The 16,009-nt window shown below is 61.4% G+C and carries 15 protein-coding genes; 5 read left to right on the top strand and 10 right to left on the bottom strand.

Translation table 11 applies throughout. From position 1 onward, the window contains the following. Positions 1-1,092 carry an ABC transporter substrate-binding protein gene (locus tag ACJ8J1_RS08835; RefSeq protein ID WP_033642851.1) on the bottom strand — a complete coding sequence of 364 codons (1,092 nt, stop codon included), beginning with the start codon at positions 1,090-1,092 and terminating at the stop codon, positions 1-3. Between the two features lie 368 nt (positions 1,093-1,460). Here ACJ8J1_RS08835 and htpX point away from each other — a divergent pair, with 368 nt between their 5' ends. Together htpX and ACJ8J1_RS08825 are read left to right on the top strand one after the other, a co-directional pair. Then, positions 1,461-2,339, top strand: coding sequence for a protease HtpX (htpX, locus tag ACJ8J1_RS08830; protein WP_033642852.1), 879 nt, complete (start codon positions 1,461-1,463; stop codon positions 2,337-2,339). A gap of 338 nt (positions 2,340-2,677) precedes the next feature. Further along, on the top strand, positions 2,678-3,385 hold the full coding sequence (locus tag ACJ8J1_RS08825; protein WP_033642853.1) for a hypothetical protein: 708 nt from the start codon (positions 2,678-2,680) through the stop codon (positions 3,383-3,385). A 104-nt stretch (positions 3,386-3,489) separates the two neighbouring features. On the opposite strand, the gene ACJ8J1_RS08820 is transcribed toward ACJ8J1_RS08825, so the two are convergent. Next, positions 3,490-4,884 (bottom strand): MFS transporter, encoded by a 1,395-nt coding sequence (locus ACJ8J1_RS08820; protein WP_033642854.1) that lies wholly within the window; start codon positions 4,882-4,884, stop codon positions 3,490-3,492. Positions 4,885-5,114: 230 nt separating this feature from the next. Here ACJ8J1_RS08820 and kdgR point away from each other — a divergent pair, with 230 nt between their 5' ends. Next, entirely contained in the window at positions 5,115-5,906 is a 792-nt protein-coding gene (gene kdgR / locus ACJ8J1_RS08815; protein ID WP_033642855.1) for a DNA-binding transcriptional regulator KdgR, read from the top strand. Positions 5,907-5,937: 31 nt separating this feature from the next. Here the strand turns inward: kdgR and ACJ8J1_RS08810 are convergent, their stop codons facing one another. From ACJ8J1_RS08810 to phnR, 5 genes are all read right to left on the bottom strand, one after another. Then, the gene (locus ACJ8J1_RS08810) at positions 5,938-6,741 is read right to left on the bottom strand and encodes an ABC transporter permease (protein WP_033642856.1); all 804 of its coding nucleotides are present in this window, start codon (positions 6,739-6,741) and stop codon (positions 5,938-5,940) included. A gap of 2 nt (positions 6,742-6,743) precedes the next feature. Beyond that, positions 6,744-7,607 (bottom strand): 2-aminoethylphosphonate ABC transporter permease subunit, encoded by an 864-nt coding sequence (phnU, locus tag ACJ8J1_RS08805; RefSeq protein WP_033642857.1) that lies wholly within the window; start codon positions 7,605-7,607, stop codon positions 6,744-6,746. Between the two features lies 1 nt (position 7,608). Then, positions 7,609-8,733: a 2-aminoethylphosphonate ABC transport system ATP-binding subunit PhnT gene (gene phnT, locus ACJ8J1_RS08800; protein WP_046688468.1), complete on the bottom strand. Its 1,125-nt coding sequence runs from the start codon at positions 8,731-8,733 to the stop codon at positions 7,609-7,611. Positions 8,734-8,741: 8 nt separating this feature from the next. After that, positions 8,742-9,752 carry a 2-aminoethylphosphonate ABC transporter substrate-binding protein gene (locus ACJ8J1_RS08795; RefSeq protein ID WP_033640527.1) on the bottom strand — a complete coding sequence of 337 codons (1,011 nt, stop codon included), beginning with the start codon at positions 9,750-9,752 and terminating at the stop codon, positions 8,742-8,744. 174 nt (positions 9,753-9,926) lie between these two features. Then, the gene (gene phnR, locus ACJ8J1_RS08790) at positions 9,927-10,646 is read right to left on the bottom strand and encodes a phosphonate utilization transcriptional regulator PhnR (protein WP_033642859.1); all 720 of its coding nucleotides are present in this window, start codon (positions 10,644-10,646) and stop codon (positions 9,927-9,929) included. 154 nt (positions 10,647-10,800) lie between these two features. Here phnR and phnW point away from each other — a divergent pair, with 154 nt between their 5' ends. Together phnW and phnX are read left to right on the top strand one after the other, a co-directional pair. Then, positions 10,801-11,904 (top strand): 2-aminoethylphosphonate--pyruvate transaminase, encoded by a 1,104-nt coding sequence (gene phnW / locus ACJ8J1_RS08785; protein WP_033640525.1) that lies wholly within the window; start codon positions 10,801-10,803, stop codon positions 11,902-11,904. Positions 11,905-11,913: 9 nt separating this feature from the next. Continuing rightward, the gene (phnX, locus tag ACJ8J1_RS08780) at positions 11,914-12,723 is read left to right on the top strand and encodes a phosphonoacetaldehyde hydrolase (protein ID WP_033642860.1); all 810 of its coding nucleotides are present in this window, start codon (positions 11,914-11,916) and stop codon (positions 12,721-12,723) included. A gap of 63 nt (positions 12,724-12,786) precedes the next feature. Here the strand turns inward: phnX and ACJ8J1_RS08775 are convergent, their stop codons facing one another. The 3 genes from ACJ8J1_RS08775 to hxpB all read right to left on the bottom strand — a co-directional run bounded on the left by ACJ8J1_RS08775 (position 12,787) and on the right by hxpB (position 15,995). Next, a complete protein-coding gene (locus ACJ8J1_RS08775) occupies positions 12,787-14,178 on the bottom strand; it encodes an L-cystine transporter (RefSeq protein ID WP_016927986.1) in 1,392 nt (463 codons plus the stop codon). A 181-nt stretch (positions 14,179-14,359) separates the two neighbouring features. Further along, a complete protein-coding gene (locus ACJ8J1_RS08770; protein ID WP_033642861.1) occupies positions 14,360-14,908 on the bottom strand; it encodes a metal-dependent hydrolase in 549 nt (182 codons plus the stop codon). 421 nt (positions 14,909-15,329) lie between these two features. Next, positions 15,330-15,995: a hexitol phosphatase HxpB gene (hxpB, locus tag ACJ8J1_RS08765; RefSeq protein WP_033642862.1), complete on the bottom strand. Its 666-nt coding sequence runs from the start codon at positions 15,993-15,995 to the stop codon at positions 15,330-15,332. Between the last annotated feature and the right edge of the window lie 14 nt (positions 15,996-16,009).

Genomic DNA, 16,009 nt, shown 5'->3' with positions numbered 1-16,009 from the left:
TTATTCTCCTTGCCAGCGTTGCAAGAAGATGCCGTCCGCCTCTATCGGCAAATATTGATGGTAGAACTGCGCCAGATTGCGCGCGGGATCAACATCGGCAAACGCGGCGGGATAGAGCGCTTTTGCCAGATACTGGACAAAGATAAAATCGTAAATCGTGCGCGCGCCGCCATGGTAAAGCGCATAAAGACGCTGATTTTTTACCGCCGGCAGTTGCGGCCATCCCGCCCGCCGGGCGTATTGCGTCAGGCGCGTCTGTAGGGGGGCTGCCTGCGTGCCGTAGCCCATCGGCACGGCGTTCGGCATGTTTTCCCAGTCGCCACCGGCGAGAAAAATCACCTCGGGCCGTCGGGTCAGGACATAGTCGGCGCGCAAGGGGGAAGGGCTGCCGACGACGCCGGCGGCGATATTGTCGGCGGCGGCCAGCTGCAGCAGCGGCCCCCAGATCGATGCGCCATAGCTGCTGCCGTACTCGCCGGGGCCCTTGTCCCCCAGCTCAATGTAGGTGACCGGCGGCGGCAGCTGCGCCTGGCGGATGCGCCGCCGGGTATCCTCGAGACTTTGGCGATATTCGTCGGCCAGCCGTTCCGCTCGCTCGGCGTGGCCCATCGCCTGGCCCATTAACCGGATGCTGGCGAGCTTGACTTCAACGCCCTGATTGAAGTCGACGACGATGTAAGGAATGTTGAGCTGTTGCAGCACCGGCAGGTAGTTGGCGAAGCCGTCGAGCTGCCACTTCGCCAGGATCAGCAGGTCTGGTCGCGTGGTCAGCAGGCGTTCAAAATCGAAGCTCTGGTTATAGAGCGAACCGACATCGACCAGTTGAGCGAGCCGTGGCAGCGCCGCCTGATAGCGCGTCCATTGGCTGGCGCGCAACGCCCAGTCGCTTTTGGAGAAGGCGACGACCTGTTGATAACTCTCCGGGCCGTTCACCGCCAGAAAATCTTCGTAGTAAAAGCCGATATAGGCGCGCTGTGCGGGGGCGGCCAGGGTAACCTGGCGTCCTTCAACGTCGGTGAGGTGAATTTCAGCGTGCGCGACCTGGCAGAAAAGCAGCCACGTCGCCAGCATCCAGACGATACGCGATAACATGATTGACATCCCTTTACGATTAATTGTGATGTTATAATGTAACAATTAATCGCGAGATTCAAACTTTCATCGCCGCTGAATCAGGCGGGGTATGATGAAACGCGCTGAGCGGATATTGGCCTATAAAGCGTGAGGATAACGGTTCTCGTTGTCATGGCGTGCGGGCAAAGAAATTTTTCTGCAAAATCCCTCCGCCTTGCGCAACAATCGTTTACAATTTGCCAAATCCCGGTCGCGCGTCGTTTTTGTAAAGTTTCGTATTTTTAGTAGGTTAATGGCGCGCAACTCTTGAAACTGTGACGAATGCCCATACGATCCAGGGTATCTGGACAGTGTTTTGTTAACATTTATGAGGAAGTAAACATTTTATGATGCGTATAGCTCTGTTCCTGCTCACCAACCTGGCGGTGATGTTGGTTTTCGGGCTGGTGCTCAGCCTGACAGGAATCCAATCCAGTAGCGTTCAGGGCCTGATGATCATGGCCGGTCTGTTCGGCTTCGGCGGCGCTTTCGTGTCGTTGCTGATGTCCAAATGGATGGCGCTGCGCTCCGTGGGCGGGGAAGTGATTGAACAGCCGCGTAACGAAACCGAAAACTGGCTGCTGGAAACGGTGCGCCGTCAATCGCAGCAGGCGGGTATCGCCATGCCGCAGGTCGCTATCTACCACGCGCCGGACATCAACGCCTTCGCCACCGGCGCACGCCGCGACGCTTCGCTGGTCGCCGTCAGCACTGGCCTGCTGCAGAGCATGAGCCGCGACGAAGCGGAAGCGGTTATCGCGCACGAAATCAGCCACGTCGCCAACGGCGATATGGTGACCATGACCCTGATCCAGGGGGTCGTGAACACCTTCGTCATCTTCATTTCGCGCCTGATCGCACAGGTTGCCGCCGGCTTCCTGGGCAACCGCGACGGTGAAGGGGAAGGCAACGGCAACCCGATGATTTACTTCGCTGTGTCGATGGTGCTGGAACTGGTGTTCGGCATCCTGGCGAGCATCATCACCATGTGGTTCTCGCGTCACCGCGAATTCTATGCCGACGCCGGTTCCGCCAAACTGGTGGGCCGCGAGAAGATGATCGCCGCCTTGCAGCGTCTGAAAACCAGCTATGAACCGCAGGAAGCGGGCAGCATGATGGCGTTCTGCATCAACGGCAAATCCAAGTCGTTCAGCGAGCTGTTCATGTCGCACCCGCCGCTCGACAAGCGCATCGAAGCGCTGCGCACCGGTCAGTACCTGAAGTAATCGGCTGAATGAAATGAAAAACCCCGGCTTGCCGGGGTTTTTTTATGGCATGCCTGAACCGCTTTTTCAGCGGCGGCGACGGATTCAGCAATGAAATTCGGCAATGAATGGCGTAAGCGCTTCACCAGAGTTTACGGGCGTTAATGCCGTGCAGCAGCGCCCGAAGTCCCTGAGTCCCACCTGCAAACCGCGTCTTTCGGCCTCTCAGCCTGGGCAGGCGCGGTGCCAGATCACCCGGTGAGAGGGCAAGCCGCATCGGGCCCGGTCACGACCGCCTGTTTGGCTTTGTAAGCGCATGTTATATGCTTTGGCACAATGACATTTGTCCCTGAGGCACTATGAAAATCAACCACCTTCCCTTACTCAACGGTGATGAGGTGTCGGCGCGCCTGGCCGCATTGGCTGGCGGTGTCGCCGATGCGGTTGCGGAATTGTTGAACCGGCATGATGACGATGATGAACCGCCGGTTATTCGCTGGCATTCAGGCGATCTGCGCCTGCCGGCGTTTTTCCCCGACGAGCACGACGGCCACGATTACGATTACCTGATCGTGGACGGCGATGTGATCGTCGAGGGATGCCTGGCGGTGTCACCGCAGCGAGAGGACGGCGGCATTGTCGTGCTGGGGCGGCTGCAGGCGGATACGCTGATTTGCTGGGGCGGACTGGTCGTGCGTGACGATGTCCGCATACGCCATGCCTATTGCAGCTCAGGAAACGACGGCGCGTTCGTGGTGGGGGGAGACCTGACCGCGCTCACCCTGGTAGAAACGGGGGAGTTTATCCATGTTCATGGCGATCTCGACGCGCGATGTCTCGCTTCGTTGCAGAACTTCGTTCAGGTTGACGGAGAAACGCGCTGCGACTGCCGCATCGACAGCGCGCAGTCCGAAGATCTGATAAAGCGCATGTTCGCCCCCGGCCTGCTCAAGGCCTTCGAGGGGATGGATAACGACGGCCAACGCCTTGTTGGCTGGTATCCGGATGACGACGCCTATTTAGCCTGTTTACGACAAGGCCGCAGCCCGTTGAGGTGCGGCGACTGACGCCTGGCCTGCCATGCTCCCGGCACCGCACCCGACGCGGCCCGGCCGCCAGTGCTGGCCCCGTCGGTTTTACAATCGATGAGGGCTCGGCTCTTTTATGTGCGCTATTTCACCTCGCGGCTGGGCTGCGCCGTTTGCGTCGTCGGTTGAGTGATGCGCAGGCTGCTGACGGCCGCCGCCAGGGTGGCGAACACCCCAGCCAGGATCAGTGAAGCGTGGGTGCCGGAGGCCGGGAACAGGTTGAACATCAGCGCCACCAGGGCGGCTCCCGAGGTTTGTCCCAGCAGACGGGCAGTGCCCAGCATGCCGCTGGCGCCGCCGCTGCGGTTGCGCGGTGCGGCGGAGATGATGGTGTGGTTGTTGGGCGACTGGAACAGGCCGAAACCGGCGCCGCACAGCACCATGCGCCAGATGATGTCCATATTCGACGGCGCCGCGGGCAGCAGCGCCAGCGAGAACAGCCCGAGCGCGAACACCGCCAGCCCGATGCAGCCCAGCAGGCCGGCATGCACGCGTTCCACCAACCGGCCGGCGATCGGGGCCATCACCACGATCGCCAGCGGCCACGGCGTCAGCAGCAGCCCGGTCGCCACCTCGTCTCGGCCCAATGCGCTTTGCAAGAAGAACGGCAGCGACACCATCGCCAGCATTTGCGCGGCAAACGAGCAGATTGAGGTGCCCATCGACAGGGCGAAGATCGGAATGCGCAGCAGATCGACCGGCAGCAACGGAAATTCCTGGCGCAGCTGGCGGCGCACGAACAGCGCGCCAATCGCCAGCAGCGCGGCGATCTCGCTGAAGATCAGCGTCAGGCTCTGGCCCTGGGCGAAGCCGCTGATGGCGGTGATCAGCAGGCCGAAGGTCAGCGCGTTCAGCACGGCGCTGGTGGGATCGAAACGGCGGTTATCGCTTTTTTGGCCGTTGGCCGGCAGGAATTTCATCCCCAGCAGCAGCGCGACGATGCCGATCGGCAGGTTGATGGCGAACAGCCATTGCCAGGACGCGACCGACAGGATAGCGGCCGCCACCGTCGGCCCGGCCGCCGAGGAGCAGGCGACGATCAGCGAGTTGATGCCCATGCCGCGGCCGAGAAAACGCTGCGGGTAGATGATGCGGATCAGCGCGGTGTTGACGCTCATGATGGCGGCGGCGCCAAAGCCCTGCAGCACGCGGGCGATGGTCAGGGTGAGCAGCGAGTCGGACAGGGCGCAGAACAGTGAGGTGATGCTGAACACCAGCAATCCAGCCTGATAGATGCGGCGATAGCCGACCAGATCGCCGAGCGACGCCAGCGACAGCAAAGAGACGGTGATCGCCAGTTGATAGGCGTTAACCACCCAGATGGAACTGGCCGGACTGGCGTTGAGATCGCGCGCGATGGTGGGCAGCGCCACGTTGGCTATCGCGCCGTCGAGCACGGATACGGTAATGCCGAGGGCGATGGCGAGGATCGCCCCATAGCGTTGCGGGACGGGGAGGCCGTCGGAACAAGGACGCATGCAGGTCTCAGCGGTATTTATTCAGGAGAGTATTATCATGCTAATCATATTCGCCTGCGATTGCATGCCCCTTGTCCGCTTAATTGTAAACGGCGGTGAGCGGCAGGCGGTTATTCATTTGGCTTCAATCGCTTAGCCTTCAGCTGCGTTGCGCGTCGCGATCTGTTCCGATTATACTGAAACCCTTGTTTAAATTTCCTGAAACAAAACCGTTAAGTAGGGTATTCGCCATGGCTAACGCAGATTCAGACAAGCAACCGGATGCCGTCTCATCCGTGATGAAAGTGTTCGGCATTTTGCAGGCGCTCGGCGATGAGCGCGAGATAGGCATTACCGAACTGTCCCAGCGGGTGATGATGTCTAAAAGCACCGTCTACCGGTTTCTGCAGACCATGAAAGCGCTGGGTTACGTTTCACAGGAGGGCGAGACGGAAAAGTATGCGCTGACGCTCAAGCTGTTCGAACTGGGCGCCAAATCGTTGCAGAACGTCGATCTGATCCGTAGCGCCGACGTGCAGATGCGCGAGCTGTCGAATCATACCCGTGAAACCATCCACCTCGGCGCCCTGGACGAGGATGGCATCGTCTACATCCATAAGATCGACGCGATGTACAACCTGCGCATGTATTCGCGCATCGGCCGCCGCAACCCGCTGCACAGCACCGCCATCGGCAAGGTGCTGCTGGCCTGGCGCGAGCGGGATGAGGTGGCGCAGATCCTGTCGCAGATTGAATTTACCCGCAGCACCGAGCATACCCTGACCAGCGCCGCCGAACTGTTGCCGGTGCTGGATCGGGTGCGTGCGCAGGGATACGGCGAAGATGCCGAAGAGCAAGAAGCGGGGATCCGCTGCATCGCGGTACCGGTTTTTGACAGGTTCGGGGTGGCGATCGCCGGGCTGAGCATCTCTTTCCCGACGCTGCGCTTTTCCGAAGCGGCGCGGGAGGAGTATGTGGCGTTGCTGCACGTCGCCGCCCGACGCATTTCCGAACAGCAGGGCTATCACGACTACCCGTTCTGACCTGCGTTTCGATGAGCAAGGCGCCTTGCTGTTATTTTGCGCCGGGCGTCAGCCGCTGAGAAATCCGCTCCAGCACCAACATCAGCAACAGCGTGGCCGCCACCAGGATCATGGTCAGCGTTGCGCCATTGGCGATGCTGCCGCGATCGGTCAGGCTGAAGATCGTGACTGGCAGCGTCGCCCAGCTCGGCGGGTAGATCATCATGGTCGCGCCCAGCTCCCCCATCGACAGCGACAGGCTGAGCGCGAAGGCGGAGATCATGTAGGGGGCGATCATCGGCAGAGTGACGTGGCGCAGGCGAAACAGCGGCGAAGCGCCCAGGCTGGCGGCGACGTTCTCGTAGTCGTCAGGCAGCCGGGTCAGCCCGGCCATGACGTTGCCGAAGGTAAAGGCGGAAATCAGCACGAAGTGGGCGGCGGGCACGATCAGGAAGGTGCCGTTCATCTGCAGCGGCCCCTGGCTGAACGCCACCAGCATCCCCAAACCGATAGAGACCGAAGGCACCGCGCTGGGAATGAAAAACAGCGTGCCCAGCAGCCGTCGGCCGCGTTCAGGCACGTGGCGCAGCGCCAACGCCGCCCAGGTGCCGCACAACAACGCGAACAGGCTGGCGCTGAAACCGATAGCCAGACTGGCGATCAGTGCGTCCCAGGAGGCGCCGCTGAACGCCTGGCGGAAGTGGTTGAGGGTGAAACCGCTCGGCAGCACGCCGTTCCACTGCTCACTGAGGCTGGACATCAGGATCACCGCCAGCGGCAGGCAGAAGAACAGGGCGAACAGCGTGATCGTCAACGTGCAGGTCAGGGTGCGTCCGGTGCGGGACCAAATCAACATTGTCAGTTCCTCAGCCCGGCGCGCGCCGCGGCGTAGCGGTAAAGGGAGAACAGCCCGAGCGATAGCGCGATATTCACGACGGCGATCGTGCAGGCGACGGCGTAATCCGACTCCAGAATCGCTTTGGAGTAGACCATCATCGGCAGCGTGGTGACGCCCTTGGCGCCGATAAACAGCACGATGCCGAACTCATTGGTGGTCAACAGCAAACACAGGCTGCCGCCGGCCAGCAAGGCCGGCAGCGCGGCGGGCAAAATCACCTGGCGCACCACGCGCCCCGGCCGGGCGCCGAGGATGCTGGCGGCCTCGAGCTGGCTGCGGTCGATCTGCGACAGCGCCGCCATCAGCGGGCGCATCACCAGCGGGGTAAACACGGTGATTTCCGCCAGGATCACCCCCCAAATGGAGTAAAGAAAATCCACCGGCGGCAGGGTGAAACCAAAGGTCGCCATCAGCGTGCCGTTCAGCAGGCCGGCGGAACCGTAGATGAACGTGAAGGCCAGCGTGATGAGGAAGGTCGGCATGGCGATAAAGGTATCGATCACCCGGGCGATCAGACGGCTGCCGGGGAACGGCGTGAACACCAGCAGCAGCGACAGCAGGGTGCCGAGCACCAGGCAGCCCAGCGTCGCCAGCAGCGCGATCTGCAGCGTGTTGAGAAGGGCGCCGACAAAGCGGCGTGATTCGAACGCCTGCTGCAGCGCAGCGGCGCTGAACAGCCCTTGTTCGTCGGTAAACGCCTGTTTGACGATCAACGCCAGCGGGTAGAAAAACAGCGTCGCCAGCGCCAGCAGCGGCAACAGGATCCACAGGCGGCGCGGCAAACGCAGCCGCTGGGCCGGGCGAGTAAGCGTAGAGTCGGTCATGTCAGTCCTCGATCAGTACCGCATCGTCGGGGGCGAAATAGAGCGGCACGCGCTCGCCGATCTGCGGCATCCGGCTGCGATGGGTGGTGACCACGCGCAGCGAATGGCCTTGTACCTCGAACTGCAGGTGCGTCAGCTCCCCCTGCCAATGAATATCGCGCAGCGTGCCGATGAGGCAGTTGCTGCGCTGGGCGTCGGCATCAAGCGCAATATGCTGCGGCCGGATGCACAGCAGCTTGTCGAAGCCGCGTTGTGCGCCGTAGGTGAAACAACCGATCACTTTGCCGGCGCAGCTGACGGTGGTCATGCCTTGCTGCGCGGTAGTCTCAAGGGCGGTGGCCGGCAGCAGATTGGCGCGGCCGAGAAACTCGGCGGCGAAGCGGTTCGTCGGATGGTGGTACAACGCGCGGGTTTCACCGTGGGCGATCAGGTGGCCGTCGCGCATGATGCCGATCTTGTCCGCCAGCGTCAGCGCTTCCCCCTGATCGTGGGTGACGTACAGGATGGTCAGATCCGGCAGCTCGCGGTGCAGGCGGGCGATCTCTTCCACCATGCTGTGACGGATTTGCGCGTCCAGCGCCGACAGCGGCTCATCCAGCAGCAAGACTTTGGGGCGCACCGCAATGGCGCGAGCGATCGCCACCCTCTGCTGTTGGCCGCCGGAAAGCTGGCTGGGATAGCGCTTGGCGTAGGCGGACATGCCGACGATGGCCAACGCTTCTTCGACGCGCTCGGCGGTCAGGCCGCGCGGCTTGCCTTGCGCGCGCAGGCCGAACGCCACATTGTCCTCGACGCGCATATGCGGAAACAGCGCGTAGTTCTGTACCACCATGCCCAGGCCGCGCTCATAGGGCGGCACGTCGGTGACATCGATGTCACCGATGGCGATGCGTCCGGCGGAGGGCTGCACGAATCCGGCGATCGCCCGCAGCACGGTGGTTTTGCCCGAGCCGGAGGGGCCGATCAGCGCCAGCACTTCGCCGGGGGCGATGGTGAGCGTGAGGGGTTTCAGCACCTCGGTGCCGCGATACGACACGCTGACGCGGTTGAGCTGAATGCCCGACGGCCCGGCGATGTCGAGGCTGCTATCCCGCGCCTCGGCGCGGGAAGAGAGGGTAGAAGGCATCGTCAGCGTCATTCGGTCACCTGGCGCCAGCGGGAGATATCGGCGGACAGGCTGCTCACCACCTGGTCCCAGTCCGGCGCCCAGATGTCCACGCCTTTCAGCGCCGCCTGCGACTGCCTGAAGTTATCGTCGGTCGGGGTGACGTCCTTGCGCACCGGCATACCGTAGGAAATGGCGCTGACGCTGCTCTGCGCTTCTTTGCTCAGCAGGAAGTCGATCAGTTTTTTGCCGTTGGCGCTTTGCGGCGCGCCTTGCACCAGGCCGATGTAGTAAGGCAGCACCAGCGTGCTGCGTTTGCCGTCCGGCCCGGCTGGCCAGAACACCTTCACGTTCGGGTTGCTGCGCATCTGCGCCAGATTCATCTGCAGATCGCCGTTGGCCACCAGCAACTCGCCTTTATTGACCAGCGCGGTCAGCTTGCCGGTGGAGGCCGAAGGGCCGACGTTGTTGTTTTGCAGCTTGCCGAGGTAGTCGAAACCGGCATCTTTGCTGCCGAAGCTGTGAAACGCCTGCAGCATCACCGCGGTGCCGTCACCCGCCTGACCCGGCGTGGAGTACTGCAGCTTATTGCGGAATTGCGCGTCCAGCAGTTGTTGATAGCTGGCGGGCGCCTGCGGCAGCAGTTTGGCGTTATAGATGAAGCTCAGGTAGTTATTCACCAGCGGCACGAACTGCGGCTGGGCGTCGGCGATCTGCGCCGCATCCTGCGGGGTGAAATCCTGCAGCAGTTTTTCCGCGGCGGCGCGCTGGATGAACGGCGGCAGCGTCACCAGCACGTCGGCCTGCGGGTTGCTGCGCTCCTTCGACAGGCGTTCCACGATGGCGCCGGAGCCGCCTTCGACGTACTGCACCTTGACGCCGGTCGCCTTGGTGAAGGCGTCGAACTGGGTTTGATACCAGCTGTGATCGCCGTCGTGCAGACCATCGGCGGAGTAGACGGTCACCACCGCGTCGGCGGCCCAGGCCGGCGCGGCGCCGAGTGCGATGGCGGTCATCACGACCAGACGAGAGAATTTCATAGCTTCAGCCTCACTGTGCGGGTTTATGCGAAACTGGTATACACCAGATATGCGGCCAAGCTAATCGGCAAATATGACAAACAAATGAAAGCGGCAAAATATAGTTGCCGGAGACGGGGATTAGGCGTGGGAGAGAAAGGCGGAGCGGCAGGCGCAGCCCCGGCATGCAGGGGGTTAAAGCGTATCGACTTCGATGCGCAGGCTGTCGTGGCGCCAGTATTCGATATCGAAATCGAGAATGCGGCCGTGCTGATCGTAATTCAACCGGCGCAGCAGCAACGCGGGCAGGCCGACCATGGCGCCGAGCGCGTTGGCGGCGCGATAAGGCAGGGCGGTCGGGTAGAACGACAGGTGCATGTTGCTGTAAATCAAATCGTAATGCTGTTGATAAACCTCGGTCAGGCTGCCGTTGAGATCGTGACTGAGCAGTGCCGGCACCCGCTGCGGCAGGCAGTGGTTCTCGCAATAGCAGATGGCGCGGCCGTCGGCATACCGCACGCGGCGCAGCAGATACACCTGATCGAACGGTTCGAGCGCCAGCGGCTGCATCACGTCGAGCGGCACCGTGGTTTTTTCGCCGGACAGCAGTGCGGTGCGCGGCGTGCGCCCTTGCTCCTGACAGAGACGGTGGAAGTTGGTGTTCTGCGTCGGATCCAGCCACAGCCGTTCCGGCGTGACGAACCAGCCGCGGCGATCGGCGCGGTAGATGGCGCCGGTGGCTTCCAATTGCGCCAGGCTTTCGCGAATGGTGACGCGGGTGGTGGAGAAGATGGCGCACAGCTCGCGCTCCGAAGGCAGCTTATCGCCGGCCTGTAGCGCGCCGCGGGTGATGCGCGCCTGAAGCTGATCCTTGATCTGCAGGTAGTGAGGCATATCGCCCTGATGTTCTTTCATTTCGTCTCGCTATGGCATCGGCCCGACATTCCGGCACGCGCTTATTATACATAGCCAGATGAATTTTTTGTTTCACCGCGCTTTGTCGTTTGACCGAGGCAGGAATTTGCCGCCACAATGCGCACAATCTGGTATAGACCAATAGGTGAATAACATGTCCGATCGTAACTACCTGCTGTTGACCCCCGGCCCGTTGACCACGTCGAAAACGGTGAAAGAGGCGATGCTGTATGACAGCTGCACCTGGGATGAAGATTACAACCTCGGCGTGGTGCAGCGCATTCGCCAACGGTTGGTGGCGCTGGCGACGCCGTCCGCCGGTTATACCTCGGTGCTGCTGCAAGGCAGCGGCAGCTTCGCGGTAGAGGGCGTGCTGGGCACGGTCATCGGCCCGCAGGACAAGCTGCTGATCGTCAATAACGGCGCCTACGGGGCGCGGATGATCGAAATGGCGCGGCTGATGGATATCGACCACCACGCTTTCGACTGCGGTGAGGTGAATGAACCGGATGTGACGGCGATGGAGGCGGTGCTGAAAAGCGATGCGCGCATCAGCCATATCGCCATGGTGCACTGTGAAACCACCACCGGCATGCTCAACCCGCTGCAGAAGGTTGCCGGTCTGGCGGCGCGCAACGGCAAGACCTTTATCGTCGACGCCATGAGCAGCTTCGGCGGCATTCCGTTGGATGTGGACGCGCTGGGCATCGATTTTCTGATCAGCTCCGCCAACAAATGCATTCAAGGCGTGCCGGGCTTCGCTTTTGTCATCGCCCGCCGCAGCGAGCTGGAGAAATGCGCCGGCCGCTCACGCTCGCTGTCGCTGGATCTGTATGCCCAGTGGCGTTGTATGGAGGATCAGGCCGGCAAATGGCGCTTTACGTCGCCGACCCACACCGTGCTGGCCTTCGCGCAGGCGCTGAAAGAGCTGGAACAAGAGGGCGGCATTGCCGCGCGCCACCACCGCTATCAGACTAATCAGCGTCGGCTGGTGGCGGGCATGCGCGAGCTGGGCTTTGAAACCCTGCTGGACGATGCGTTGCATTCGCCGATCATCACCGCGTTCTATTCGCCGAAGGCCGACACTTACCGCTTCGCCGAGTTTTATCAGCGCCTGAAGCAGCAAGGTTTCGTGATTTATCCCGGCAAAGTGTCGCAGAGCGACTGCTTCCGCATCGGCAACATCGGGGAAATTTATCCGCAGGATATCGAACGTTTGCTGGCGGCCGTCGGGCAGGCGATGTACTGGAATCAATAAGGATTGACCATGAAACAGATCAACGCAGTGATCCTCGACTGGGCCGGCACCACGGTGGACTTTGGCTCCTTTGCGCCGACGCAGATTTTCGTCGAGGCGTTCAAACACACCTTCGATATCGATATTAGCCTGGCGGAAGCGCGCATTCCGATGGGCCTCGGCAAATGGCAGCACATCGAGGCGCTGGGCAAGTTGCCGGCGGTTGACGCGCGTTGGCGACAGAAGCTGGGCCGCTCGATGAGCCATCAAGACATCGACGCGCTGTATCAGGCGTTTATGCCGCTGCAAATCGCCAAAGTGATCGACTTCGCCGATCCCATTGAGGGCGTGCCGCAGGTGATTGCCGGGCTGCGCGAACAGGGCATTAAAATCGGCTCCTGCTCCGGTTATCCGCGCGCGGTGATGGAGGTGCTGGCGCCGGCCGCCGCGCAGCGCGGTTACGCGCCGGATTACTGGGTCGCCACTGACGATCTCGCGGCCGGCGGGCGGCCGGGGCCGTGGATGGCGTTGCAGAACGTCATCGTGCTGGGCATCGATGCGGTGGCGCACTGCGTGAAGGTGGATGACGCGGTGCCGGGCATTGCCGAAGGGCTGAACGCCGGGATGTGGAGCGTCGGGCTGGCGCTGTCCGGCAACGAGTTCGGCGCTACCTGGTCGGAGTATCGCCAAATGCCGCAAGGGGAGATCGAGCGCCGCCGCACGGCCGCCGCCGATAAGCTGTACGCGGCGGGCGCGCACTATGTGATAGACACGCTGGCGCAATTGCCGGGTGTGATCGCCGATATCAACCGGCGGCTGGCGAACGGCGAGCGGCCGTAACGACCGAAAGCGGGGCATAAAAAAACCGGGGATAATCCCCGGTTTTTTTGTTCTGAGACGGCGTTAGCGGTGAGCCAGTTCGACTTCGTCTTCGCTGTCCATCACGGCTTTGTCGGTTTGCTTCATCAGCTGGCTGGTGATGGTGCCTGCCGCCATCGAGCCGTTGACATTCAGCGCGGTGCGGCCCATGTCGATCAACGGTTCGACCGAGATCAGCAGCGCGACCAGCGTCACCGGCAGGCCCATCGCCGGCAGCACGATCAGCGCGGCGAAGGTGGCGCCGCCGCCCACGCCCGCCACACCGGCGGAGCTGATGGTGACGATGCCGACCAGGGTGGCGATCCACACCGGATCCAGCGGGTTGATGCCGACGGTCGGCGCAACCATCACCGCCAGCATCGCCGGGTAGAGGCCCGCACAGCCATTCTGGCCAATGGTGGCGCCGAACGACGCCGAGAAGCTGGCGATGGATTCCGGCACGCCCAGACGACGGGTCTGCGCTTCCACGTTCAATGGAATGCTGGCGGCGCTGGAGCGGCTGGTGAAGGCGAAGGTGATCACCGGCCACACCTTGCGGAAGAACTTCATCGGGTTCACGCCGGTGAAGGCCAGCAGGATGGCATGTACCACGAACATGATGGCCAGGCCGATGTAGGAGGCCACCACGAAGCTGCCGAGCTTGACGATGTCGTGAATGTTGGAACCGGCGACCACTTTGGTCATCAGCGCCAGCACGCCATACGGCGTCAGCTTCATGACCAGACGCACCAGCTTCATCACCCAGGCCTGCAGGGTGTCGATAGCCACCAACACGCGCTCGCCTTTCGGCTTGTCGTCTTTCAGCAGCTGCAGCGACGCCACGCCGAGGAAGGTGGCGAAAATCACCACGCTGATGATCGACGTCGGGCTGGCGCCGGTCAGATCGGCGAACGGGTTTTTCGGGATGAACGACAGCACCATCTGCGGCACGGTCAGGTCGGCCAGTTTGCCCACGTAGTTGGTCTGGATCGCCGTCAGGCGCGCGCTTTCCTGCGCGCCCTGCACCAGGCCTTCGGCGGTCAGGCCGAACAGGTTGGTGACCAGCACGCCCACCAGCGCCGAGATCAGCGTGGTGAACAGCAATGTGCCGATAGTCAGTACGCTGATTTTGCCCAGAGAAGAGGCGTTATGCAGCTTGGCCACCGCGCTCAGGATCGAGGCGAACACCAGCGGCATGACGATCATTTGCAGCAGTTGCACATAGCCGTTGCCGACGATGTTGAACCAGCTGATGGATTCTTTCAGTACCGGGTTGTCGGAGCCGTACACCAGCTGCAGGCCCAGACCGAACACCACGCCGACCACCAGGCCGACCAGCACTTTTTTCGCCAGGCTCCATTGCTTGTGGCGGGTTTGCGCCAGCAGCAAAAGGAGCGCGACAAACACCAGCACGTTAATCACGAGCGGAAGATTCATCCCCAATGTCTCCAATAATCTTTCTTATAAAAACGACAACGCATCACGTATGTCGCGATGTAAATATCGTAACAGTTTGCCGAGGGGCCTACTTATATCCAAATGGAATTTAATATAGCTTTTTGTGTGATTTTGTTCGTTTTATATACACATGGGTGATGGGTTAAGCGTTTTTTTGTGATCAGAGTCTGATATTTCTGATTTGCTCGACATAGGATTGCACCGGCAGGGTGAAATCACCTTGCCAGCAGATGGCAAACGCCACCAGGCACAGACACAGCACCCGCTCCAGCTGGTTGCCTTTTTGCGAGTTGAGCAGCGGCAGGCGAAAACGCCAGCGGCATGGCCACAGCAGCGGTACGCCGGCGGGCGTGAGCATGTCGGCCAGCAGATGGCTGAAGTAACCGATGATCATGGCGTGCAGCGCGTCGGCCGGGATCGGCCAACTGCGCGGCACATCAAGCTGAAACAGCGCCATGCCGCCGGCGATCGCCAGCAGGCTGTGGGTGAAACCGCGGTGGCCGAAGGCGCGGGCGATGGGAATGGCGATCCAGCGCAGACGCTGGCCCAGCACCGACTTGGGGTGATCGATGTCCGGCAGCAGTGAGGTCAGCAGCGCGGCGGGTATGATGTGCCACCAGTCGCCGGTAGCCAGCTCTGGCGTCACTTCCGCCTTCTTGGCGAAGATCGCGCAAGCGACAGAGAATATAAGGTGTCCTTCCGCAGTCATGCTGTTGCGATTCCGACTGGTAAACTGTTAATTTATCCAGTATATGGGAAAATTCCCAGTAGTGGAAGCAGTTACCCTGTAACCAATTGTTTATTTTCCCCTGTTTTACAACGGCTTGTTACGGCAATGGGTAACAAAGCATCGATTTTGACGCGCGAGAACAAAAAGCGGGCGATGGGGGGCGTATGGCGGTGAGAAAAAAGACGGTTGCTCGGCGTGTGGCGGGAGGAAGCGGCGGCCTTGAACCGCGCTGCGTGGCAGTGACAACGCGCCGCGGGCCGTCGCTTTCCCTGCCATGCAGCATAATGAGAACGTCATGCCAATTCAATAAAATGAAACGGTGTTTCGTTTATTTTGCGGTGCGGATCCCTTTTATGACGCAGAGCGGCAAACCCAGGGCGCCGATGGCCGGCGCCGCAGGTCAGGCAAAGTGGGCGGGGGTGAGCTGTTCCAGGGTGTCCAGCTTGTGGTCCGCCAGCGTCCAGCGCGGATCGTGACGGTATTCGGCTGCCGGGATCACGATGGAACGCATGCGTGCGGCCTTGGTGGCGATCATGCCGTTAAACGAGTCTTCCAGCGTGATGCAGCGCAGCGGATCGCTGCCCAGGCGTTCGGCGGCGATCAGGTAGACCTCCGGGTGCGGCTTGCTGTACGGCAGGTATTCGGCGGAAACCAGCTGATCGAAGTAATCCTCAAGCTCGAACATCTTCAGCACCTGCCGTTGCATGTGCAGCGGCGAGGCGGAGGCGAGACCGATGTTCAGCCCCTGGCTGCGACACAGCTCCAGCGCCTGCTGAACGCCCGGCAGCAGCGGACGCGTCTCGTGCACCAGCTCGATGGCGCGCTCGATAATCCGCGCCGACACCTCATCAAGCGAAACCCCTTGCCACGGCATCGCCTGATACCACATTTTCACCACCAGATCGATGCGCAGCCCCAGCGTGTCCGGCAGCTTGTGACGGTCGGACAGATCCAAACCCAGCGCGCCGAAGATATCCAACTCAGCCTGCAGCCACAGCGGTTCCGAGTCGATCAACAAGCCGTCCATATCAAAAATTGCGGTTTCAATGCGTTGCGAATAAGCCATTAACGGTTAACTCC

It is taken from the genome of Serratia sp. CY37869 (genome assembly GCF_052168895.1).
Taxonomy (GTDB): domain Bacteria; phylum Pseudomonadota; class Gammaproteobacteria; order Enterobacterales; family Enterobacteriaceae; genus Serratia; species Serratia ureilytica.
This window is presented reverse-complemented; position numbering and strand designations above follow the sequence as displayed.